A 23,924-nucleotide genomic window follows, 5' to 3' on the forward strand; every position below is an offset into this window, starting at 1 on the left:
CCGGAGTGGGGGATTTGGGTACGGCGGTCCGGTCTGGCATAGTCGAGAGCACGACCGCCTCCGACCCGGGCTCGGTCGTCGACAGCGGCCGTGGAAACACCCCCCATTCCACGGCGCTCCACAGAAGCCCCCGGCGCGCCGCCACCCCCGGCCGGTACGGGGGCTTCTGTGCACCCGGGATCAGATGCCGGGCCGGGACCTCCCGGGCGCCGGCGCACCCCGAGGCTCCCCGGCACCCGCGCGCCGGGTGTCCGTCAGCCGGGCGGCGAGGCCGAGTGCCGCTGGGGCACCCGCATCTCGAACCAGGTCGTCTTGCCGCGCGGCAGCAGATCCACGCCCCACCGGTCCGAGAGCTTGTCGACGAGAAAGAGCCCGCGCCCGCTGATGTCCATCGGCTGGACCGGCAGCAGACAGGGCAGTCCGCGCGAGGGGTCCCGGACCTCCACCCGGATCCAGCCGGGGCGGCGTGTCATCCGCAGCCCGAAGACACGGGCGCCGGTGTGCCGGACCGCGTTCCCCACCAGTTCGGAGACGAGCAGGACCGCGTTCTCGGCGATCTGCGCGGACAGCGCCCACTGGCGCACCACGACCGAGTGCGTCAGCCGGCGGGCGGTGGCCGCGGACTCGGGACGGGATGGGAGACGGACCTCTTCCTCGGTGGGATTCCCGAACAACTCCAGCGACTTCAGGGTCTGTTCGTCCTCGATGGCCGTCACCCACCGCGTTGCGACAGCGCTGCCGCGCTCCCGCGGTTGTTCCACACCTTCGAGGCCCGCCATGCCCCCATCATGGCCGCTGGTCGCGGATTCCGTGGCCGTTCCAGCGGAATGAGAATCCCGGAACTGCCCGTTCCGAGTACCTGTGTTGGCATATGACAGCGGCCCCATACGAGCACTCCTGCCCACTCCGAGCTGCACTGACACCCTGTCAATAGGAGCCTACGGTCCGGGAATACCCCGGATTCCTTAATGCTCCCTTAAGGCTCGGCTAAGGATCGCACAGCGCCCGGGGCCGCCGGAGCCCGGGGCCGGGCACCCCGTCCCCCGTCCGGGAGCCCGCCCCGGGACTCGGAGAGGACGCCCGACCGGCCCGGGCTCCGGCGGCCCGGGAGACCCGGGAAGCAGAGCCCGGCCCCGGTCGCGCCGTCCCGACTCCCGTACCTTCCGGACCCCCTGACGGTGACCCGGGCCCCCAGGCCGGGACCTCAGACGAACGTGGCCTTGCCCGGTCCCTCCTCCACGAAGCTCCGCATCCCGCGCTCCCGGTCCTCCGTCGCGAACAGACCGGCGAACAGGCTCCGTTCGATCGCGAGGCCCGTCTCGATATCGGTCTCCAGACCGGCATCGACGCACTCCTTCGCGGCGCGCAGCGCGAGCGCGGGCCCCTGGGCGAGCTTCGCGGCCCAGGCGTGGGCCTGCTCGTAGACCTCGGCGGCGGGGACGACCCGGTCCACCAGACCGATCGCGAGCGCCTCGTCCGCCCTGACCTGACGGCCCGTGAAGATGAGGTCCTTGGCCCTGGACGGGCCGACCAGCCGGGCGAGGCGCTGGGTGCCGCCCGCCCCCGGGATCACGCCCAGCAGGATCTCCGGCTGACCGAGCTTGGCGTTGTCGCCCGCGATCCGGAAGTCGGCGCAGAGCGCCAGCTCGCAGCCGCCGCCGAGCGCGTAGCCGGTGACGGCCGCGACGACGGGCTTGGGGATACGGGCGACCGCGGTGAACGCCTCCTGGAGCGCGCGGGAGCGCACCACCATCGCGGCGTGATCCATGACCTGCATCTCCTTGATGTCCGCGCCCGCCGCGAACACCTTCTCGCCGCCGTACAGGATCACCGCCCGTACGTCGTCGCGGCGGCTCGCCTCGTCGGCCAGCTCACGCAGGCGGTCCTGGACGGCGATGTCCAGCGCGTTCATCGGCGGGCGGTCCAGTCGGATGGTGCCGACGCCTTCGGAGACCTCAAGTTTCACAGTCGTCATGGAGGCAGGTTAACCGCGGCTAACGCAAAGAGGCCCAGTGCGGTGGCTCACACCGGGCCCGGGACAACGGCCCGGGGCCCCGCGCGCGTGCTGCGCCGCGGGGCCCCGGGGACGGGAGAGCTACTTGATCCACTCCGACCACGGCATGTTCCAGCCGTTGAGACCGTTTTCGGGAGCGATCTGCTTGTCCTTCGAGTTCTTGACGATCACCACGTCGCCGAGGAGCGAACGGTCGTAGAACCAGGCGGCCGGGGTGCCTCCGTCGCCCGCGCCCCGGGCGTCACGCAGCCCCACACAGCCGTGGCTGACGTTCTGCGAGCCGAAGGTGCCGGACGAGGCCCAGTAGTTGCCGTGGATGAAGGTGCCCGAGTCGGACAGGCGCATCGCGTGCGGCACGTCCTTGATGTCGTACTCGCCGCCGAAGCCGACGGTCGCGCCGTTCATGCGGGTCACCTTGTGCTTCTCGCTGATGACCATCGTGCCGTTGTACGTGGTGGTCGCCGGCGCGCCCGCGGTGATCGGGATGTTCTTGATCTCCTTGCCGTCCCGGACGACGACCATCCGCTTGGATGTGGCGTCCACGGTGGAGACCTGGCTGCGGCCGATGGTGAAGGAGACCGTCTTGGCCTGCTTGCCGTAGACCCCCGGGCGGCCCTCGACGCCGTCGAGGTTGAGCTTCACGGTCACCTTGGTGCCCGGCGCCCAGAACTTCTCCGGGCGGAAGTCGAGCCGGTCGTTGCCGAACCAGTGGCCCTCGATCGGCACGGACGGCACGGCGGTCACCTTGATGGCCTTCTCGACGGCCTCCGGGTCGGTGATCCCCCGAGTGAACTTGATCTTGATCGGCATACCGACGCCGACGGTCGAGCCGTTCTCCGGCGTGTAGTGGCCGATGAAGGTGTTCTTCGGTACGAGCGTGGTGAAGGTGGTGTCCTTGGCGGACTCACGGCCCTCGCCGTCCTTGGCGATCGCGTGCACCTTGTACCGGGTGGAGCCGGCCAGATGGTGCGTCGGCTGCCAGGAGCCGCCGTCCGCCGAGATCTTGCCCTCGACCGCCGCTCCCTCGTCGTCCTGGACCGTGACCGCGCTGAGCTTGCCGTTGGCCGCGGTGACCTTCAGTACGCCGCTGGTGGCGACCGCGGTGGCGCCGTCCTTGGGCGAGACCGTGACCACGGCCTTCGAGGCCGAGTTCCCGACCTTGCCGCCGTCCTTGCGCTCCTTGCCGTCACCGCCCTTGCCGGAGCCCCCGCCCCCGCAGGCCGTGACCAGTACCAGCAGCGCCCCGACCATCAGCGCCAGCAGCGCGGAACCCCCACGTCCGCGTCCGGCGCCGACCGTGCCCCCCGATATCGGATGCCCATTCACTCCGGTCTCCCCTCACACGGCCTGGCCCCGCCACGGCCCGCTCCCCCGTGCGACTCTCGTACGCACTTCGACAGACAATCACACCCGGGGTAGTTGAATGTTCCCGTGATTGTCACTGTTCCGTCCCAACCGGTCCGCCTGCTCAGGGACCGGAGGGAGTACGGAGTGGGGGGCGGGCCGGGGGAGACCGGCGGGGCGCGGGAGGCCGTCTCGCGCACCGGTCCGGGAGGCCGTCTCGGGGTGCCGGCGCGGGAGCCCCGCTGAGGGATCAGCGCAGGGCGGAGCCCTCCTTCCAGGACTTCCAGTCCATGTTCCAGCCGCTCAGCCCGTTCGCGGGATCGACGGTCTTGTCCCGCGAGTTGACCACTTCGACGACGTCCCCGATCAGCGTCCGGTCGAAGAACCAGCCCGCCGGGGTGTCCCCGTCGCCGCCCTTCACATCGCGCAGCCCGACACAGCCGTGGCTGACGTTCACCGAGCCGAAGATCTCGGGCTCGGCCCAGTAGTTGCCGTGCAGAAAGGTGCCCGAGTCGGTCAGCCGCATCGCGTGCGGCACATCCTTGATGTCGTACTCACCCTTGCCGGTGGAGTCGGTGAAACCGACCGTCGCACCGTTCATCCGGGTCACGTCGAACAGCTCGCTCACGACCATCTTGCCGTTGTACGTCGTCGACTTGGGCCCTCCCGCGGTGATCGGCACGGTCGCGAGGACGGTGTCGTCACGCCGTACCTGCATCGTCTTCGCCTCGGCGTCCACCAGGGAGATCTGGGAGCGCCCGACCGTGAAGGAGACGGTCTTGTCCTGGATGCCGTACGCGCCCGGTGCGGCCTCGACGTCCCGCAGCCGCAGGTCGACGGTGACCTTGGTGCCCGGGGTCCAGTACTCCTCGGGGCGCAGATCGAGCCGGTCCCCGCCGAACCAGTGGCCCGCGACCTCGACCTGCGGTTCGGAGGTGACCCGGATGGCCCGTTCCACTGCGGCCCGGTCGGTGATCTTCCGGTTGAAGTCGAAGGAGATGATCATGCCGGTGCCGACGGTGGAGCGGTTCTCCGGTTTGAAGTAGCCGATGAACCGGTGGTCGGGAACCTCGGTGGTGAAGGTGGTGTGACGGGCCGTCCGGCGGCCGTGTCCGTCGATGGCCACCACATCGACGCTGTACTTGGCGGCGAGGCTCAGGCCGGCCCCCGGGGCGGGGTTCCAGCGCAGCCCGTCCTCGGAGATCCGGCCGGGGACCTCGGTGGGGGCCTCGTCCTCGATCTGGGTGACCCTGACCCGTTCGAGCCGCCCGCTGGGCAGCCGCACCTGGAGGGGGGTCCCGAGGGCGACGCCCCTGGCCCCGTCCCCGGGAACCACCCGAATGGTGTCCTCGACCGACCGCTGCTTGCTGCTGATGTTGAGGGTCCCGTCGGTGCAGCCGGAGAGCCCGGCCATCAGTCCTGCCCATGTCAGGGCGACGGCCGCGCCCCGCCCTGCCCGCTTCAGTACGTGTCTCACGCCCACCCAACGATCACGGACCTCCGGGGGAAACGTGGGCGGATGTTGGGAGAAGGGCAGTACGGGCAGAACAGGTGGGAGGACCACGCGCGGTGGAGCGGCCGGGACGCCGTGCCACCGGCCGCCCGCGGTCCCCACGAGCCGCGGGAGGCCGCAGGTGTCGAGCGCAGCCGAGTCCGGGCCGATGGTGTGGCCGGGGTCGCCGACCCCGCTGGGGGCCAGATTCCGGGTGGGCCCGGACGGGGTCGCGGGTACCAACTTCGCGCTCTGGGCCGCCGGGGCACAGGCCGTCGAGCTGTGCCTCTTCGACGACGAGGGCGGGCGGGTCACCGAGTCCCGGCTGCCGCTGACCGAGCTGACGCACGAGATCTGGCACGGCTTCGTCCCCGGTGTCCGCCCCGGCAGGCGGTACGGCTACCGGGTGCACGGACGCTGGGACCCCTGGACGGGGGCCCGCTGGAACCCGGCGAAGCTGCTGCTCGACCCCTACGCGCGCGCCGTGGACGGCGATTTCTCGCTGCCGCCCGAGGTGTACGGGCATGTCCGCGACTGGCCGCAGCAGCATGTCGCGGACACCGTGCGCGACGACCGCGACTCGGCTCCGTACGTCCCCAAGGGGGTCGTGGTCCACGACGACTCCCCCGGCGACGAGTGGATGGACGACCGCAGGCCCAAGACGCCGTGGGCGGACTCCGTCGTCTACGAACTGCACGTACGGGGGTTCACCAGGCTGCACCCGGGGGTTCCCCGGGAGCTGCGGGGCACGTACGCGGGCCTGGCGCACCCGGCGGCGATCGACCATCTCGTACGCCTCGGGGTGACCGCCGTCGAACTGCTGCCGGTGCATCAGTACGCCCATGAGGACCACCTGCTGAAGCGGAACCTCCGCAACTACTGGGGGTACAACTCCATCGGCTACTTCGCCCCGCACGCCGCGTACTCGGCGAGCGGGACACGGGGACAGCAGGTCGGCGAGTTCAAACGGATGGTGCGGGCGCTGCACGCGGCGGGGATCGAGGTCATCCTCGACGTGGTCTACAACCACACGGCCGAGGCGGGTGAGCTGGGCCCCACGCTCTCGCTGCGGGGCATCGACAACCGCGGCTACTACCGCCTCCAGCACGACCCCCGGGCGTACCGCGACTACACCGGCTGCGGAAACACCCTCCATGTGGTGCAGCCGCAGGTGCTGCGGCTGATCACCGACTCGCTGCGGTACTGGGTGAGCGAGATGGGAGTCGACGGCTTCCGCTTCGATCTGGCGGCGGCGCTCGCGCGCTCGATGCACGACGTCGACATGCTCTCCCCCTTCCTGGCGGTGATCGCGCAGGACCCGGTGCTGCGGCGCGTGAAGCTGATCGCCGAGCCGTGGGACGTGGGCTCGGGCGGCTACCAGGTGGGCGCCTTCCCGCCCCTGTGGACGGAATGGAACGATCGCTACAGAGACGCCGTACGGGACTTCTGGCGCGGCGCGCTGCCCGACGTCCGCGACCTCGGCTACCGGCTGTCCGGTTCCAGCGATCTGTACGCGTGGGGTGGACGGCGGCCGTACGCGTCCGTCAACTTCGTCACCGCGCACGACGGCTTCACCCTGCGCGACCTGGTGAGCTACGAGCACAAGCACAACGAGGCCAACGGCGAGTCCAACCGCGACGGCACCAACGACAACCGCTCCTGGAACTGCGGCGCCGAGGGGGAGACCGCCGACCCGGCGGTCAACGCGCTGCGCAGGCGGCAGCTGCGCAATCTGCTCACCACCCTGCTGGTCTCCACGGGTGTCCCGATGCTGGTCGCGGGCGACGAGATGGGCCGTACGCAGGGCGGCAACAACAACGCGTACTGCCAGGACAACGAGGTCAGCTGGGTCGACTGGTCGCTTCTGGAGCATCCGGGTCCGCGCGGGCTGTTCGCCCTGGCCGTCCGGCTGCTGGCCCTGCGCCGGGACCATCCGGTGCTGCGCCGCCGCGCCTTCTTCTCCGGCCGGGCGCACACGGCGGACGGGCTGCGGGATCTGGCCTGGTTCACCGCGCACGGCACGGAGGCGACCGAACAGGACTGGTACGCGCCCTCGGCCACGGTCGCCTTCTATCTCTCCGGGCGGGACATACCCGGCCGGGACGCCCGCGGGCGGCAGATCACGGACGACAGCTTTCTGGTGATCCTGCACGCGGGTGGCGGCGCGGTGGACTTCCGGCTTCCGGGGGAGCCGTGGGCATCGTCGTACGAGGTGCTCGTCGACACCGCCGAGGAGGACCAGGGCGAAGCGCCGGGCACGGTGTACGGCGGCGGGACGACGGTGCCGGTGGGCGCGCGGTCGGTCGTCCTGCTGAAGGTCACCGCCTGAGAGGCGGCGGGTGTCACGGGCCGGCGCGGTCAGCCGAGGATGCCCCGGTCGTAGGCCACCGCGACCGCCGCCGCGCGGTCCTTCGCGCCGAGCTTGCCGAAGATGTGCGTGAGATGGGTCTTCACCGTCGCCTCGCTGATGAACAGCTCCCGCGCGATCTCCCTGTTCGACGTTCCCCTGGCGACCAGGACGAGGACCTCGCGCTCCCGCGCGGTGAGCCCCTCGTGGCCGGGGGCCGACGGGGTGCGGACCCGGGAGACCAGCCGGGAGGCGACGGCCGGGGAGAGGACCGTACGTCCGTCGGCGGCGGCACGGACCGCGGTGAACAGTTCCTCGCGCGGGGCGTCCTTGAGCAGATAGCCCGTCGCGCCCGCCTCGATCGCGGGGAGGGTGTCGCTGTCCGTGTCGTACGTGGTCAGTACCAGCACCTTCGCGCGGGCGCGTCTGCGGGTCAGCTCGGCGATCGCGTCCACTCCCCCGCCGCCGGGCATCCGCAGGTCCATCAGGACGACATCGGGGTCGAGCCGGGCGGCGAGGTCGACGGCGTCCACGCCGTTGTCCGCCTCGCCGAGGACGGTGAAGCCCGGGGACGACTCGAACATGCCGCGCAGACCGTCCCGTACGACCGGGTGGTCGTCGACGACGATCAGGGTGACGGTCCGCTCGTCCCGCTCATTCCGCATAGCCATGGCGGACCAACGGTACGCGAGCCGAGACGACCGTCCCACCTCCGGGCTCGGCCTCCACCTCCAGGCTTCCCGCGACCCGTTCGGCGCGGGCCCGCATGCCGCGCAGGCCGAAGCCGCCGTCGCCCGACGGGGGCGGCAAGGCGAGCGGGTCGAAGCCCCGGCCGTCGTCGCGGATGTCCAGGGTGACCTCGTCGCCCATGTACGACAGGGTCACCCCGACCCTGGCCGCGCGCGCGTGGCGGGCCACGTTGGACAGGGCCTCCTGGCCGATGCGCAGCAGGGTCGCCGCGACCTCGTCGTGCAGGGGCTCCTCGGTGCCGGTGACGGTGAACCGGGCGGGCACTCGATGGCGTTCGGACCACTCGGCCGCGGTCTTCTCCAGCGCCTCGGAGAGCGTGTCGTGCTCCAGGGCGGCGGGGCTGAGGTTCTGCACGGAACGGCGGGCCTCGCCCAGGCTGGAACGGGCGAGGGCGGCGGCGCGGGCGAGATGCTCCCGGGCGAGCCGCTCGTCGCCCGCGGCGGCGACCACCTGGAGCTGGGCGATGATGCCGGCCAGGCCCTGGGCGATGGTGTCGTGGATCTCGGCGGCGAGCCTGCGCCGCTCGTCGGCGACGCCCGCCTCGCGGGCCTGCACCAGGAGCTGGGTGTGCAGATGCGCGTTCTCCTCCAGGGCCTGTTCCAGACGGGCGTTGGTGCGCTCCAGCTCGTCCATCGTCGCCGCCTTCTGGCGGGCGGCCTCTTCCTCGTGGTCGCCGATGTGCGCGAACAGCAGACAGAGGGAGGCGTTCAGGGCGAAGAGCGCACCGAACAGGGCCCAGTTCATCAGGGTGCGGGGCGGCAGCCCGCCGGACTGGGAGCCCGCCATGACCACGGCCGTGAACAGCAGCCCGCCTCGGATCCACCGTCCGGACAGCAGATGCGAGGCGTCGTAGAACCCGATGACCGCGTAGATGCAGAAGAAGGGGTTCGCCCAGCTGAGGCCCAGGGCGATGACGGACCGCAGCCAGTAGTAGACCTGCCCGGCCACCGGCCGCTTCCGGTGCGCGGACGCCGGCTCGTCCGCGGGTGCTGCTTCTGGACGGCTGGGGCCGTGCCACCAGAGCTGGAGCACGACCGCGAGCACGACCAGGACGCCCGCGGCGTACGTCTCCGTCCGGTTCATGAGGTTGTGGGCGGCGGCCGAGACGAGGGTGGCGAGGGCGAGTACCGCGAAGGGGCCGTACCGGACGAACTGGCCCCAGCGCAGGGCGGCGAGGGCCGTCGCGGGGCCCGGGGCTGACCCGCAGGCCCTCGGCCCCGGAGCCTCACCCGGCTTACGTACCCCCGCGGCCCCGCCCGCCTCGTGCTCGTCCGGGGACTTCCCCGTCGCGTGCCCGTCCGGGGCCCGGCCCCTCGTTGCGCCCGTGGTGGCCGGGCCGTGCGCATCGGTCATGGGTTCAGTCTCACCCGGCCACCCCTGGGGCAGCGCGGTCACTCCCATCGGAACCACCGGGCCGACGCGGCGGTGAGGAGCAGGGTCCAGACGGCCATGACGGCGAACGTGTCCCAGGCGGGCCAGGAGCCGGTGGCCGCGCTGCCGAGGGCCTCGGCCGCCGCCCCGAAGGGGGTGAAGCCGACGATCTGTGCGAGCGTGTCCGGCATCGACGGGACGGGCAGCCAGACCCCCGCCGTGAACATGGTGGGGAAGACGACGGCGGAGCCGATGGCGCCGGCCGCCTTCTGGGTACGGGACATCGCGCACACCGCCGCTCCGAGGGCGAGCGCGCTCGCCGTGGCGAGGAGCAGCGCCGACGCGTACCCGGCGGGGCTGCGCGGGAGCGGTACGCCGAAGGCGATCCTCCCGACGGTGATCGGGAGGACGGCGGCGCACAGGGCCACCGCGCCGTGCACGAGGAGCTGGGCGGCGAGGAGGGAGCCGGGACGGACGGGGGTGGTGGACATCCGGCGGAGGATGCCGCGCTCCCGGTAGCCGGTGAGGACGGGCGGCATCGTCTGGAGTCCGGCGAAGATCAGGGCGAGGAGCACGGCGACCTGCGTGTACAGATCGATGAGGCGCCGCCCGCCCAAGTCGTCGGAGACCTCGCGGAAGGCCGGGACGAGCCCGAGGATCGTCATCAGGACGGTCGGGAAGGCGGTGATCCAGAACAGGAAGCCGGGCTCACGGGCGAACAGCCGGGCCTCGGCCTTCAGTACGGCGGCGGACGCGGAGGAGGAGGTCATGGCACTTCCCGTTCCGTCAGATCGAGGAAGGCGTCGTCAAGACCGGCGTCGGCGACGCGGAGCTGGTGCGCGGTGACCCGGAGGCGGGCGAGCAGCGAGAGGAGCGCGGTGACGGTCTCGTCGCTGCCGTGGATGACGACCCGCTCACCGGTTTCGACCGAGGCCGTTCCCGGCAGCGCGGTCAGTTCGCGCCGGTCGAGCGGGGCCGAGGGGGCGAAGGAGACGACGATGGCGGCGGAGGACCTGCGGATCAGCCCGGACGGGGTGTCGAGCGCGGCGATGCGGCCCCGGTCGATGACGGCGATCCGGTCGCACAGGCGCCGGGCCTCCTCCATGAAGTGGGTGACGAGAAGGACGGTGACGCCCGAGTCCCGGATCTCCTCGATCAGCTGCCAGGTGTCACGGCGGGCGCGCGGGTCGAGCCCGGTGGTCAGCTCGTCGAGGACCACGACCCGGGGCCCGCCGATGAGCGCCAGCGCGACGAACAGCCGCTGCTTCTGGCCGCCGGAGAGCTTCGCGAACCGGGTGTCCAGCTTCTCCGCCAGCCCGAGCCGTTCGGCGAGCGGCGACCACGGGGCCGGCCGGGGGTAGAACGCGCTGTACAGCTCCAGGGCCTCGCGGACGGTGATCTTCGCCTGGAGTTCGCTCTCCTGGAGCTGTACGCCGAGGAGCCGGGTGACCTCGGCACGGTCCACGGCCGGGTCGTACCCGGCGACACGCACCGTCCCGGAGTCGGGCATCCGCAGCCCTGCGACGCACTCGACCGTGGTGGTCTTGCCCGCGCCGTTGGGCCCGAGGATCCCGAAGATCTCCCCCTCCTCCACACAGAAGCCCACCCCGTCGACGACGGTCCGTCCGCCGTACGCCTTGTGCAGCTCGTGCACTTCGACCGCTTTCATACCCCCGAGGGTCCCGGCCGGAGATCGTCCCGCACATCGCCCATCACGCTGGAGGAGTCATCGGCCGATCGGTTGATCGCCGGGTACGACCGGAGGATCCCGGCGGGAAATGGGGATGAGGGCTGTCAGTGGTGAACCGTAGGCTCGCTCCTGATGCCCACGACACCTGCCCCCGCCGAGGAACGCTCGGCCGTACGTTCGCTGCTGCGGCTGTGGCCGTATGTGCGGCCCGTGCGCACCCGCCTGTTCAGCGCGGCCTTCGTCGCGATCGTCGCCTCCTGTCTGAGCCTGGTCATCCCGCTCGTCCTGAAGTGGATCGTGGACGGACCGGTGGCCGGCCGGGACCCCGGCGGGGTGTGGCTGGGGGCGTTCGCGCTGTTCGTGCTCGGCATCGCGGAGGCGGTCCTGTTCGGCTTCCGGCGGTGGCTGGTGGCCCGGCCGCTGGCGGGAGTCGAGGCGGCGATGCGGGCGGATCTGTACCGGCATCTCCAGCGGCTGCCGGTGGCGTTCCACGACCGGTGGGCCTCGGGACAGCTGCTCTCGCGCGGTACGACGGATCTGATGCTGCTGCGGATGTTCCTGGCGTTCCCCCTGACCTTCCTGGTGGTCAACGGCACGACCATCCTGGTCGGCTATGTGATTCTGCTGGGACAGGAGTGGACGCTCGGCCTGGTGCTCATGGTCCCGATCCTGCCGCTGGTGGTGCTCTGCTCGTACTTCGAGTCGCGGTACTCGCGCGCCGCGCGGCGGGCGCAGGACCAGGTCGGCGATCTGACGACGGTCGTCGAGGAGAGCGTGCTCGGCATCCGGATCATCAAGGGCTTCGGCCGCCACCGCAGCCAGGCCGCCGCGTTCCGTGAGCTGTCGCGGGAACTGCGCGGCACGGAGCTGGCCAAGGCGCGGCTCCTGGCGGGCATCTGGGCGCTGATCACGGCCATTCCGGAGATCGCCATCGGTGCGGCGCTGGTGCTGGGCACGGTCCAGGTCGCCGACGGGGGTCTGTCGGCGGGCACGCTGGTGGCCTTCCTGTCGACGGCGCTGGCGCTGAGGTGGCCGGTGGAGTCGATCGGCTTCCTGCTGGCGATGAGCCAGGAGGCGGCGACCGCGACGGAGCGGTACTTCGAGGTGATGGACGCCGAGGAGGAACGCGAGGCGCCTCCGGCCGGGGCGACCCGGCCGGGCGGCGGGGGCGGACGGCGTACGGGGGCCGGGCTGCGCAAGGAGCCCGGGCAGCGTGCCGGGGCCGGGCTGCGGTTCGAGGGGGTCGAGTTCCGCTACCCGGACGCGCCGGCGGACTCCGCGCCCGTCCTGGCGCGGATCGATCTGGCCGTACGCCCGGGCGAGACCATGGCCCTGGTCGGCGGCACCGGCAGCGGGAAGACCACGCTCACCGCGCTCGTGCCACGGCTGCACGAGGTGACCGGCGGCCGGATCACCCTCGACGGCGAGGACATCGCCGCGATGCCCCGGGACCGGCTGCGGGGCCTGGTGGCGGTGGCGTTCGAGGAGCCGACCCTCTTCTCGGCGACGGTCGGGGAGAACGTCCTGATGGGCGCGGCGGACGGCTCCGGCGACGCCGAGGTGGAGCGCGCTCTGGAGATCGCGCAGGCCGGTTTTGTACGGTCCCTCCCGCACGGCACGGGCACCGAGGTCGGCGAGCAGGGCCTGAGCCTCTCGGGCGGTCAGCGCCAACGGCTCGCCCTGGCCCGCGCGGTGGTCGGCAGGCCCCGCTTCCTGGTGCTGGACGACCCCCTGTCGGCGCTCGACGTCCATACGGAGGCCCTCGTCGAGGCGGCCCTGCGCCGTGTCCTCGCGGACACGACGGCCCTGGTGGTGGCCCATCGCCCGTCGACCGTCCTGCTCGCGGACCGGGTGGCGCTGCTCTCCGGCGGCCGTATCGCCGCGGTGGGCACCCATCAGGAACTGCTGCGGACGAACGCGGAGTACGCGTGGCTGATGTCGGGAGCGGGGGCGGACGGCGCGGGTCCGCCGGAGGGCCCGATCGGCGCGGACGGCGCGGGTGGCCTGGACGGCCCAGGCGGCGACGCGGACCAGGACGGTGCGGGTGTCCCGGATGGCCCGGGTGGCAGGGACAGCGACGCGGACCAGGACGGCGCGGACGGCACGGGTGGCCGGGACAGCCGGGACAGCCGGGACAGCCGGGACAGCCGGGACCGTGACGCGGACCAGGACGAACGCTCCGGAAGCGTCATGGAAGGGGAGGCCCGATGACCGCCACGACCACGTCCACCGCGGCGCCCGGCGACGAGGACGGGTCCGGCACCGACCGTTTCGACCAGGACGATCTGCCGACGCCCAAGGGCGCGACCGGCGCCCTGCTGCGTTCGCTGCTCGCGCCCCACCGCGGCCGGGTCGCCGTCGTGGCCGTCCTGCTGCTCCTCCAGCAGACCGCCGTCCAGGCCGGTCCCCTGCTCGTCGCGTACGCCATCGACAGCGGTGTCCCCGCCTTCCGGGAGAACGACTACGGCCCGCTGATCGCCGTCGCCGTCGGATACGCGGTGAGCGCGTTCGGGGCGGGGCTGCTCCAGTACCTCTTCATCACCGCCTCCGCGCGTGTCAACCAGGACGTCCTGCTCGATCTGCGCGGCCGGATCTTCCGGCACGCGCAGGCCCTGAGCATCGACTTTCACGAGCGCTACACCTCCGGGCGGCTGATCTCCCGTTCGACGACGGATGTCGAGTCCCTGCGCGAACTCCTCGACGAGGGGCTCCAGGAGCTGATCAACGTCGTCCTGGCCTTCGTCTACATCTCGGCGATGCTGCTCTGGCTGGACCTCGGCCTCGGCGCGGTGGCCGTCGCCTCCTTCGTACCGCTGTACGCGTTCATCCGGGTCTACCAGCGGCGCGCGAAGGCCATCTACAGCGCCCGGTCGACCGCGTTCGCCTCGGTGATCGTGAAGTTCGCGGAGACGATGAACGGGATCCGTCCGGTACGGGCGTTCCGTCGCGAGCCGGCGAACGACGCGGCGTTCAAGGGGCTCAACGACAGCCTCGGCCGCAGCAACGGTGACGCGATGCTGGAGATGGCCCGCTATGTCCTGTGCTCACGGCTCGTCGCCAACACCGCCGTCGCCGGGATCGTCCTGTGGGGCGCGTACCGGGTCGCGGGCGGGACCCTGGCGCTCGGTGTGCTGGCCGCCTCCGTGCTCTATCTGCGGCGGCTGTACGACCCGATCGACCGGCTCGGCATGTTCCTCAACTCCTATCAGTCCGCAGGCGCCTCCCTGGAGAAGATCGCGGGCCTGCTGGCCCAGACACCGTCGGTCCCGGAGGCCGCCGACCCCGGGGAGCTGCCGCCGCGCCGGGGTGAGCACCCGGGCCGTGAGGTCGTCTTCGACGGCGTGCGCTTCGCCTACCGCACGGGCGGCGAAGTGCTGCCCCGCTTCGATCTGACCGTCCCGGCGGGTCAGACGGTCGCCGTCGTCGGCTCGACGGGCGCGGGCAAGTCCACGCTCGCCAAGCTGCTGGCCCGTTTCTACGATCCGACGGACGGCCGGGTCCTTCTCGACGGCGTGGACATCCGCGATCTCGGCACCCCCGAACTGCGACGGGGAGTCGTGATGGTGACCCAGGAGGCGTTCCTGTTCTCCGGCACGGTCGCCGAGAACATCTCCATCGGGCGGCCCGACGCGACCCGCGAGGAGATCGAGCAGGCGGCGAAGACGATCGGCGCGCACGACTTCATCGCCGGGCTGCCGGACGGGTACGACACGGACGTACGGAAGCGGGGCGGCCGTATCTCGGCCGGTCAGCGGCAGTTGGTCGCCTTCGCGCGGGCGCTGCTCGCCGACCCCTCGGTCCTGATCCTGGACGAGGCGACGAGTTCGCTGGACATCCCGGGTGAGCGGGCGGTGCAGCGCGCGATGGACACGGTCCTGTACGGGCGCACGGCGGTGGTGATCGCCCACCGGCTCTCCACGGTGGAGGTCGCCGACCGGGTGCTGGTGATGGAGTGCGGCCGGATCGTGGAGGACGGCACCCCGGCGGACCTCATCGGCGGCACGGGCCGTTTCGCGGATCTGCACCGCGCCTGGCGCGACAGCCTGGTCTGACCCCCGGCCCGCGTGTCGTTACTGTACGCGGGCCCGCCCCCGCGGGGGCGGAGGCTCAGGCGGGGGTGTGTACCTCAGGGCAGCGTTCCCACGGTTCGCGTGGGTGCGGTTCGGGCTCCCGCGGTTCGTGTTCGCCGGGGGTGGGCCCGGGGGTGAGGTGGGGTGCGCACTGGGGGCATGCGTAGTGGAGCGAGCGTTCCCTCCAACGGATGGGCACGGGTGCGGAGGTGGGCCGCCCACAGTGCAGGCACACGGCGGTGAGCGGTTCGGGCGCGGACGCGGTCAGCGCCCGGGCGTTCATCCGCGCACCCTGGGAAGAATGAGGTGGCGACCTATGTGGACTTGGGGCGGCCTCATGAAGCGCTCGGCCTGACCGACGACCTGTCCGCCTCGCTGGCGGGTCTGCCCGCGACCCGTACGGCACCGACGTACATCAATGCGGCGCGCGCGAAGCTCGACGTCGGGGACCGGGACGGCGCGCTGGAAGACCTGGCCCGGGCGTGGGACATCGCCCCCCAGATGGCACGGATCCATCCGATGGGACGGGAAGTCTTCCGGGTCGTCTCCTCTCTCCACCGCCGCAGCAACCCGGGCCTGGTGAAGCGGCCCAAGCTGTCCGGGATCGCCCTCTGACCGTGCACGAGGGCGTGCCTCCCTCATCGCGTCGGTCATCGCGAAGCTCGAAGGCGCGGATCCGGCGCGTCCCGCGTTCCTCGCGGTCTGGCTCGACACTCAGGAGTCGCGCACCGGCGAGGTGAACCGCCTCGGGAAGAAGTACGCGACCGGGGCGGCCCCTGAAGCGGTCACCGCCGACCAGAGCGCGGGCAGGCCGCGGGTCCTGGCCGACACGGTGCGGGAGCCGGTCGCGGAGTACGAGGAGTCTCCGGTACGCGGAGACCCCCGTGGTCGGGGAGCAGGGGCCACACCCCGGCGTGCGGGAACACCATCGGTCGGTTCAGGGCCCGTTGGCGTGATCGCACCGTGCGGCTGACGGGAATCCGGATCCCGCGACGGCCTGACAGCGACCGCGCCCCGCGCCCGGCGCGCCCCTTCCGTACCTCCCGCCCCGTTCGGAACACGCCACACTCCACAGAGTCGGCCCGGCGGCATCGGAACCTGTGCGTGGGTGCTCTGTTCGAATAGGGCGGGCTTCCCGAGGGGTCCGGCGGACAGGTGCCCGGTACTCGTACAGGCGCGCGAAGTCCGGGCTATACCCGCCCTTTGCCTGCCCATGGCGCCGCCCTGACGATCGACGAAGCGTCCGCTCAGCGAACATGACGAAGCGATGAACGAACCATTTTTGGCCATTTCGTTGACGCGGCCCTGACAGGGGGCTTTCACTCCTGCAACTCTTCCCCCGTTTTCCGTTCCACGCCCGACCTGCTTCGCATCCCCCTGTCCGGACGCCGGCACCTCGCTGTCCGGCAACCCCCTCGCAGAAGGAGTTCGCGTGAGATCCACGCCCCGTCGGCGCACCACCACGACCGGTGCCCTCATCGCCACCGCGGCCCTGCTCGCCGCCGGCTTCCAGTCCGGCACCTCCGCAGCAGCCACCACCGGCACGGCCGCGCCCGTGGTGAAGGCCGGGAAGGCCGACCCCGGCGCCCTCCCCCTGAGCCTGACCCCCTCCCAGCGCGCCGAACTCATCCGCAAGCAGTCCGCGACCACCGCCGCCACCGCCACGGAACTGGGCCTGTCTCCCCAGGAGAAACTCCTCGTCCGCGACGTCGCCCAGGACCGCGACGGCACCACCCACACCCGCTACGAACGCACCTACTCCGGCCTCCCCGTCCTCGGCGGCGACCTCCTCGTCTCCGAAACCCGCACCGGCACCACCGAATCCGTCACCAAAGCGTCGAAGACAAAACTCGCCGGCACCGACACCACCGCCGCCCTCCCCCCGGCCACCGCCGAACAGCAGGCCCTGGGACTGGCCAGAGCGGACGGCACCACCGCCGCCGACGCCCAGCGCGCCCCCCGCAAGGTCGTCTGGCTCGCCCAGGGCACCACACCCGTCCTCGCCTACGAGACCGTCATCGGCGGCCTCCAGAAGGACGGCACCCCCAACGAACTCCACGTCGTCACCGACGCCCGCTCGGGCAAGAAACTCTTCGAGTGGCAAGGCGTGCACACCGGCACCGGGAACACCCAGTACAGCGGCCAGGTGAACGTCAACAGCACCCGCACCACCAACGCCTACCAGCTCACCGACACCGCCCGCGGCGGCCACCAGACGACCAACCTCAACCGGGGCACCACCGGCGCGGGCACCCTCTTCACCGGCCCCGACGACACCTGGGGCAACGGGAATCCGGCCGACCCGGAGACCGCCGCCGCCGACGCCGCCTACGGCGCCGGCCTGACCTGGGACTACTTCAAGAACGTCCACGGCCGCACCGGAATCCGCGGCGACGGCGCCGGAGCCTCCTCCCGGGTCCACTACGGCACCAACTACGTCAACGCCTTCTGGCAGGACTCCTGCTTCTGCATGACCTACGGAGACGGCGCGGCCAACCTCAAGCCACTCACCGCGATCGACGTCGCCGCCCACGAGATGACCCACGGCGTCACCTCCGCCACCGCCAGGCTCGTCTACAGCGGCGAATCCGGCGGCCTCAACGAAGCCACGTCCGACATCTTCGCCGCCGCCGTCGAATTCCACGGCAACAACACCCAGGACGTCGGCGACTACCTCGTCGGCGAGAAGATCGACATCAGGGGCAACGGGTCCCCGCTGCGTCACATGGACACGCCCAGCAAGGACGGTCTGTCCAAGGACTACTGGTACTCCGGCATCGGCGGGGTCGACGTCCACTACTCCTCGGGCCCGGCGAACCACTGGTTCTACCTGCTCTCCGAGGGCAGCGGCGCCAAGACCATCAACGGCGTCAACTACAACTCGGCGACCTCCGACGGTCTCCCCGTCGCGGGCATCGGCCGGGACAAGGCCGCCCTGATCTGGTACAAGGCCCTCACCACCAAGTTCAACTCGACCACCAACTACGCGGCGGCCCGCGCCGGCACCCTCGCGGTCGCCGCCGAGCTGTACGGCCCCAACAGCCTTGAGGCCAAGTCCGTGACGGACGCCTGGGCGGGCGTCAACGTCGGCCCGCGCACGACCGACCCCAACCGCCCGTCGTTCGAGAGCGCGGCCGTGATCTCCATCCCGGACAACGGCCCGCCGGTGAACTCCTCGGTCGTCGTCTCCGGCGTCCCGGGCAACGCGCCTGCCGCCCTCCAGGTCGACGTCGACATCATCCACCCCTGGCGCGGCGACCTGGTGGTCGACCTGCTCGCCCCGGATGGGACCGTGTACCCGCTGAAGCCGTTCAGCGGTTCCGACTCGGCGGACAACGTCCAGGAGACGTACTACGTCAACGCCTCCTCCGAGACGGCCAACGGCGCCTGGAGGCTGCGGGTCCAGGACCTCGCGGCCCAGGACGAGGGCCAGATCAACAAGGTGCGGCTCACCTTCTGAGCGCCGGCGCCGCCACTCCCGTACCACCGGGGCACGTACCGCCGGGACACGCAGCGCCCGAGCGACTGACGCCCCACCGCACCACCTGAGCACGGCACGACCCGGCATGGCCGTACGGCCGTCACGGCCGTCACGGCCGTCACGACCCGACGTCCGATCCGCGCGCCCGGGAGGAACTCCGGTTCCTTCCGGGCGCGTCGGCGTTCATGGCAGGATCTGCGCATGATCACACCGCCGCAGGCCCGGGTCGTGTGCGCGGTCACCGACTGCGGGGGAACGGGTGTCCTGGACGGGCGGTGCCCCGGACATCTGACGGAGGACCGGCTGACGGACTGGCTGGCGTCGCTGACTCCGGGCACGGACCTCGATCTGCGGGAGTGCCGGCTGTCCGCCGAGGTGTTCCCGCGCCTTCGGGCGGCCGTACGGGACGAGCACGGCATACCGCGGATCGGCCGGCTCCAGTTCCAGGGGGGCACGGTCACCGGTGGGCGGGCCGATCTCTTCGGATTCCACTTCGCGGGGCCGGTTTTCCTGGGCCAGGCCACCTTCGAGGCGTTCGTCGACTTCGCGGGGACCCGCTTCGGAGGCGACGTCCACGCGCCGTCCCTCACCGCCCCCGGCGGGATCGACTTCGGCGGTACGGAGATCGAGGGCACCCTGTATCTGGAGGGCGGCACCTTCGGCCACTACCTCGGTCTGGCGGGCGGGCGGTACCACGGGGAGGTGCAGCTGCGCCGTGTGGAGGTCGAGGGCGGGCTGAGCTTCTCCGGGTCCACGGTCGACGCGACCGCCACGCTCTCCGAGATGCGGATCACGGAGCGGCTGGACCTCAGCGGTACGGATTTCCGGCAGTACGTGTCCCTCAACGACACCACGGTCGCGGACGGCCCTACGGACCTCTCCCGCTGCCGCGTCACCGGTCCGGCCGTCCTGGACGGTCTGCGCGTCGCCCAGGACGTCAACCTGGACGGCGCGGTCTTCGAGGCCGGGGCGCGGTTCATCGGGGCGGACTTCGGGGGCGAGTTCGTCGGTGTCGCCCGGCTGCACGCCGCGGCCGACTTCACCCGCGCGGCCTTCCGCGCCCCCGCCGGGCTCTCCCTCTGCGCGCCGGAGGTCCTCTTCAAGGGGGCACGGTTCGAGGAGAAGTCGACCGTCGTGCTGCGCTATACCACGGTCGATCTCACCGACGCCGTCTTCCTCCAGCCCGTCGCCGTCAGCGCGCGCTCCTCTCCCTTCGAGGGGGACGCGGCCGACGAGTCGGCGTTCGCCGCGCTCGATCCCGCCGTACGGATCCTGTCCCTGCGGGGCGTGGACGCGGCGATGCTGTCGCTCGCCCACACGGATCTGTCCGAGTGCCGGTTCGCGGGCTCGTTCCATCTGGACCAGGTGCATCTGGAGGGCAGATGGATCCTGGCGTACTCCCCGCCCGGACTGCGCAGGACCCGGCGGCAGGTCCTCGCGGAGGAGCGGCTGTGGCGGGCCTGGCCGGGGCGTTCGGCGCGGGCGCGGGCCGGGTGGGGCGAGCCGCCGCAGGCCCCGGAGGACACCCCCGGGCTGGCCACGCTCACCACGGTCTACCGGCAGTTGCGCAAGGCACGCGAGGACGCGAAGGACGAGCCCGGGGCCGCCGACCTCTACTACGGCGAGATGGAGATGCGCCGGCACGGCCAGACCCGCCGGCGGGCGGAACGCTGGCTGCTGGACGCCTACTGGCTGCTGTCGGGGTACGGGCTGCGCGCCTCCCGTGCCCTCGGCTGGCTGGCCCTCGCCATGTTCACCACGATCGTGCTGATCATGGGCTTCGGGCTGCCCGACGAGACTCCCCGGCAGGAGATACGCCGGGTCGCCTCCGGCAGCGGGACGGTCACCGTCCTCGACAAGCCGGATCCGCGTCTGACGAAGCCCTTCGCCGACCGCTTCACCGGCAAGCGGTTCGACAAGGCGCTCTCGGTGACGCTCAACTCGGTCGTCTTCCGCACGAGCGGCCAGGATCTGACGACGGCGGGCGGCTATGTGGAGATGGTGTCCCGCTTCACCGAACCGGTCCTGATGGGTCTGGCGGCGCTGGCGATCCGGGGCCGGCTGAAGCGCGGAAGCTGACGGGCCGGAGCGAGAGTCGTACGGGGCCTTCCCTCGCGGGGTCGCGGCCCGGCGTGCCGGCTCCGGGTCCAGGACCGACGGCCCCGCTCTACCCTGGTCGTCATGAATGCGCCCACCACCGACCCGCCCGTACGTGTGCTGCTCGCCGATGACGAGGCCGTGATCCGCGCCGGGGTGCGGGCCATTCTCGCCGGTGAGCCGGGTATCGAGGTCGTCGCCGAGGCCGGGAACGGGCGGGAGGCCGTGGAGCTGGCACTCGGTCACCGGCCGGACGTCGTCCTGCTGGACATCCGGATGCCGGGGCTGGACGGACTGCGGGCGGCGCAGGAACTGCGGCGGGTGCTGCCGGAGGCCGCACTCGTCATGCTGACGACGTTCTCGGAGGACGAGTACATCGCCCGCGCGCTGGACTCGGGGGTGAGCGGGTTTCTGCTGAAGTCCGGCGACCCCCGGGATCTGATCGCGGGGGTACGGGCCGTCGCGGAGGGTGCCGCGTTCCTCTCGCCCGAGGTGGCGGCGCGCGTCATCTCCCAACTCGGCGGCGGACGGCTGTCCCGGGCCGCCGAGGCCCGGCGCAGGCTGGAGCCGCTGACCGGCCGGGAGAGCGAGGTCGTCGCCCTCGTCGGGGCGGGCCTGTCGAACGGCGAGATCGCAGCCCGGCTCCATGTCGTGGAGGGCACGGTGAAGGCCCACGTCAGCGCGGTCCTCGCGCGGCTGGCCCTGCGGAATCGGGTGGAGCTGGCGATCCTGGCGTACGAGGCGGGCGCCGTCGGGCCCGCGCCCGGTGTGACGTAGGCCCCTTCCGTCGGGCCTGGCCCCGGTGTGCGTCTGCCACGGGGTGGGGCCCGGTCTCCGCCCCGGGTTCTCGCCGAGTGCCCGGCCCCCGCGCAGGGTTTTGTCCTCAATCGCCGGACGGGCTGGAAAGAGGCACCTCACCCCGGCCCCTCCCCAAACGACCGACCTCCCGCTCAAAGTCCGTCCCCAAACGCCGGACGGGCTGGAACAAAGCACCCCGACCCGCCCCACCCCAAGCAACCCACCTCCCGCTCAAAGTCCGTCCCCAAACGCCGGACGGGCTGGAACAAAGCACCCGCCCCCAGACACAAGGTCCGTCCTCAAACGCCGGACAGGCTGGGAAGGGTAGGCCGACCCCGGGCGGATCACCTCACGCCTTGGGCCTGGTGAGTGAGCCGAAGGGGGCCGTGGGTGTCGAAAGGGAGAACGCGCGGAGGCCGTGAGGAACGAGCGGTCGAGCACGATCGACCGTCGACACGCACTAAAGGCCCCCGGAGGCGAGGGAGCCACAAAAAATACAGCGCGTCGGTCACCATCCGGACTGCGGTCCCACGGCCCCCCGGCCGAGCACCATCGACCGCCACCCCCCACCAAAGGCGGTGGAGGTCCCCCCGCACGGAGTCTGAGGGGAGAACGAACCACAAAAACACAGCGCGTCGTTCACCGTCCAGCCCACGTCCCCCGGCCCACCCCCTCCGGCCCCACGGCCCACCGCCCGCCCTGCCCCGCCCCCGACCCACCCACCCACCCACCCAGCACCACCTCCCCCACCCCCCACCAAACGCCCCCCGGTGGGCTCCCCCCACACTCCGTCCGGAGCCGGACGAACCACAAAAACAAACCTCCGGCAAAGTGGGTGTCATGCACAGAGAACAGCTCCGCCCCCTCGCCCTCGATCTCGCGCTCTGGGGGCTCATCAGCATCCCCGTGCTGCTCAAGGGGGATCCGAACGACGGCGGCTCCTGGTGGGGCGTCGCCGTGGGGGTCCTGGCGCTCGGGGGTGCCGTGGCGGTGTGGCGGCGGGTGCCGCTGGTGTCGCTCGGCATCGCGCTCGTCCTGTGCGCCCTGCACAGCGTGGAGCTGGTCAGTCCCGCGCACGGCCCCGCGATGGCCGTCTTCGGGTATCTCGCCGGACGGCACTCGGAGCGGGCGCGGCCCGCGCTGTACACCTTCGCGGGGGCGGTGGGCGCGGGGCTGGTGGTGACGCTCATCGCCGGCGAGGACCTCATGGTCTGGTTCGTCCAGGCCGGCTCGCTGCTGTTCATCGTCGTCGTGCCGTGGCTGCTCGGGCGGAACGTCCGGCAGTACGCGGAGCTCGTCCGCACGGGCTGGCAGCTCGCGGACCGGCTGGAGCGAGGGCAGCGGGCCGTCGCCGACCGGGAGCGGCTGCGGGAGCGGTCCCGTATCGCGGGGGACATGCACGATTCACTCGGCCACGATCTGTCGCTGATCGCCCTGCGGGCGGGGGCCCTGGAGGTCGACCGGGCCCTCGACGAGCGGCAGCGGACGGCGGCCCGCGAGCTGCGGGAGGCCGCGGCGGACGCGACGGCACGGCTGCGGGACATCGTCGGGGTGCTGCGGACCGGGGAGGAGGGCGCGTCGACCGTGCCCCGCGACGAGAGCGTACGGGCGCTGGTGGAGCGGGCGCGGGACTCCGGGGTCGCGGTGGAGCTGCGTGAGGAGGGACCCGGGGACGGGCTGCCGGAGATGACCGGGCGGGCGGTCCACCGGGTCGTCCAGGAGTCCCTGACGAACGCGGCCAAGCACGCGCCCGGCGCGGAGGTGACCGTGGAGATCGTGCGCGGGGCGGATTCGGTGACGGCGAGTGTGCGCAGCGGCCCTCCGGACCGGGCGGCCGCGGAGCTCGCGTCCGGGGGTACGGGACTGGTCGGTCTCGACGAGCGGGTACGGCTCGCGGGCGGGACGCTCACCCACGGGCTCCGGCCGGACGGCGGCTTCACCGTCACCGCCCGGCTGCCCACCGGCACGGGCCTGCCGCCGCTCGCCCCCGGGCCGGAGGCGTCCACGTCGCAGCGGGAACTGGTCCGGGCGAAGCGGCGGGTGCGGCGCAATCTGGTGCAGGCGGTCGTCGTACCGGTCACCGTGATCGGTGTGCTGGGGGTGCTGATGTTCGGGTTCGATCAGTACACGCGGACCCGTACGGTTCTCGACCGGGGCCAGTACGACACGATCCGGGTCGGCGACACGCGCGCGGTCGTTTCGGCCCGGCTGCCGGAGCGTTCCCTGAAGGAGCGGCCCGCGGGCGTCGACCGGGAGCCCCCGGACGCGGGCGATTGTGTGTACTACCGCGTCGAGAGATTCAGCGACACCCCCGCGTACCGGCTCTGCTTCAAGGACGGGCGCCTGGTGTCGAAGGCGATCGTGGTCGACGTCGCCAACGAGGAGCACCGCGCGTCGGGTGACGCCTCGCCGTGAGGCCGGCGGGCGGCTCCCGGACGAAGCCCCGAAGAGGGCCCGCCCCCGCCGAACT

At 71.9% G+C, this 23,924-nt stretch carries 16 protein-coding genes and 1 pseudogene; 9 read left to right on the top strand and 8 right to left on the bottom strand.

The annotated features are described in order from the left end of the window. Positions 1 to 254: 254 nt before the first annotated feature. From ACFYT4_RS19040 to ACFYT4_RS19055, 4 genes are all read right to left on the bottom strand, one after another. Positions 255 to 779, bottom strand: a complete 525-nt coding sequence (locus tag ACFYT4_RS19040) for an ATP-binding protein (protein ID WP_389269890.1) — start codon at positions 777 to 779, stop codon at positions 255 to 257. A 425-nt stretch (positions 780 to 1,204) separates the two neighbouring features. After that, positions 1,205 to 1,975, bottom strand: coding sequence for an enoyl-CoA hydratase/isomerase family protein (locus ACFYT4_RS19045; protein ID WP_389269892.1), 771 nt, complete (start codon positions 1,973 to 1,975; stop codon positions 1,205 to 1,207). Between the two features lie 120 nt (positions 1,976 to 2,095). Next, the gene (locus tag ACFYT4_RS19050; RefSeq protein WP_389269894.1) at positions 2,096 to 3,340 is read right to left on the bottom strand and encodes an Ig-like domain-containing protein; all 1,245 of its coding nucleotides are present in this window, start codon (positions 3,338 to 3,340) and stop codon (positions 2,096 to 2,098) included. A 268-nt stretch (positions 3,341 to 3,608) separates the two neighbouring features. Beyond that, entirely contained in the window at positions 3,609 to 4,835 is a 1,227-nt protein-coding gene (locus tag ACFYT4_RS19055; RefSeq protein ID WP_389269896.1) for an Ig-like domain-containing protein, read from the bottom strand. Positions 4,836 to 5,019: 184 nt separating this feature from the next. Between ACFYT4_RS19055 and glgX the strand changes: the two genes are divergently transcribed. Next, complete coding sequence (glgX, locus tag ACFYT4_RS19060) at positions 5,020 to 7,179, top strand: glycogen debranching protein GlgX (protein ID WP_389270099.1); 2,160 nt, start codon at positions 5,020 to 5,022, stop codon at positions 7,177 to 7,179. A gap of 29 nt (positions 7,180 to 7,208) precedes the next feature. Here the strand turns inward: glgX and ACFYT4_RS19065 are convergent, their stop codons facing one another. From ACFYT4_RS19065 to ACFYT4_RS19080, 4 genes are read right to left on the bottom strand one after another with little or no spacing between them, the layout of a single operon-like run. Next, positions 7,209 to 7,862: a response regulator gene (locus ACFYT4_RS19065; RefSeq protein ID WP_389270101.1), complete on the bottom strand. Its 654-nt coding sequence runs from the start codon at positions 7,860 to 7,862 to the stop codon at positions 7,209 to 7,211. Further along, positions 7,852 to 9,300 (bottom strand): sensor histidine kinase, encoded by a 1,449-nt coding sequence (locus tag ACFYT4_RS19070; protein ID WP_389269898.1) that lies wholly within the window; start codon positions 9,298 to 9,300, stop codon positions 7,852 to 7,854. Before ACFYT4_RS19070 ends, ACFYT4_RS19065 begins: the two co-directional genes overlap by 11 nt. Positions 9,301 to 9,338: 38 nt before the next feature. Next, on the bottom strand, positions 9,339 to 10,088 hold the full coding sequence (locus tag ACFYT4_RS19075; protein ID WP_389269900.1) for an ABC transporter permease: 750 nt from the start codon (positions 10,086 to 10,088) through the stop codon (positions 9,339 to 9,341). Next, the gene (locus ACFYT4_RS19080; RefSeq protein ID WP_389269902.1) at positions 10,085 to 10,987 is read right to left on the bottom strand and encodes an ABC transporter ATP-binding protein; all 903 of its coding nucleotides are present in this window, start codon (positions 10,985 to 10,987) and stop codon (positions 10,085 to 10,087) included. Before ACFYT4_RS19080 ends, ACFYT4_RS19075 begins: the two co-directional genes overlap by 4 nt. A gap of 153 nt (positions 10,988 to 11,140) precedes the next feature. On the opposite strand from ACFYT4_RS19080, the gene ACFYT4_RS19085 reads away from it, so the two are divergent. The 8 genes and pseudogenes from ACFYT4_RS19085 (at position 11,141) to ACFYT4_RS19120 (ending at position 23,869) form a co-directional block, all read left to right on the top strand. Further along, the gene (locus ACFYT4_RS19085; protein ID WP_389269904.1) at positions 11,141 to 13,219 is read left to right on the top strand and encodes an ABC transporter ATP-binding protein; all 2,079 of its coding nucleotides are present in this window, start codon (positions 11,141 to 11,143) and stop codon (positions 13,217 to 13,219) included. Further along, a complete protein-coding gene (locus ACFYT4_RS19090; RefSeq protein ID WP_389269906.1) occupies positions 13,216 to 15,060 on the top strand; it encodes an ABC transporter ATP-binding protein in 1,845 nt (614 codons plus the stop codon). The genes ACFYT4_RS19085 and ACFYT4_RS19090 overlap by 4 nt, the downstream gene beginning before the upstream one ends. 324 nt (positions 15,061 to 15,384) lie before the next feature. After that, positions 15,385 to 15,693, top strand: a complete 309-nt coding sequence (locus ACFYT4_RS19095; protein ID WP_389269908.1) for a hypothetical protein — start codon at positions 15,385 to 15,387, stop codon at positions 15,691 to 15,693. A 13-nt stretch (positions 15,694 to 15,706) separates the two neighbouring features. After that, positions 15,707 to 15,940, top strand: a pseudogene (locus tag ACFYT4_RS19100) (HAD family hydrolase); the annotation flags it as partial. Between the two features lie 570 nt (positions 15,941 to 16,510). Beyond that, the gene (locus tag ACFYT4_RS19105) at positions 16,511 to 18,538 is read left to right on the top strand and encodes a M4 family metallopeptidase (RefSeq protein WP_389269910.1); all 2,028 of its coding nucleotides are present in this window, start codon (positions 16,511 to 16,513) and stop codon (positions 18,536 to 18,538) included. A 222-nt stretch (positions 18,539 to 18,760) separates the two neighbouring features. Next, positions 18,761 to 20,638, top strand: a complete 1,878-nt coding sequence (locus ACFYT4_RS19110; RefSeq protein WP_389269912.1) for a pentapeptide repeat-containing protein — start codon at positions 18,761 to 18,763, stop codon at positions 20,636 to 20,638. 102 nt (positions 20,639 to 20,740) lie between these two features. Further along, positions 20,741 to 21,433 carry a response regulator gene (locus ACFYT4_RS19115; protein ID WP_389269914.1) on the top strand — a complete coding sequence of 231 codons (693 nt, stop codon included), beginning with the start codon at positions 20,741 to 20,743 and terminating at the stop codon, positions 21,431 to 21,433. Between the two features lie 861 nt (positions 21,434 to 22,294). Beyond that, complete coding sequence (locus ACFYT4_RS19120) at positions 22,295 to 23,869, top strand: sensor histidine kinase (RefSeq protein ID WP_389269916.1); 1,575 nt, start codon at positions 22,295 to 22,297, stop codon at positions 23,867 to 23,869. Positions 23,870 to 23,924: the final 55 nt, after the last annotated feature.

Origin of the sequence: Streptomyces sp. NPDC004609, assembly GCF_042873655.1 — a bacterium.
In the GTDB taxonomy this organism is placed as follows: domain Bacteria; phylum Actinomycetota; class Actinomycetes; order Streptomycetales; family Streptomycetaceae; genus Streptomyces.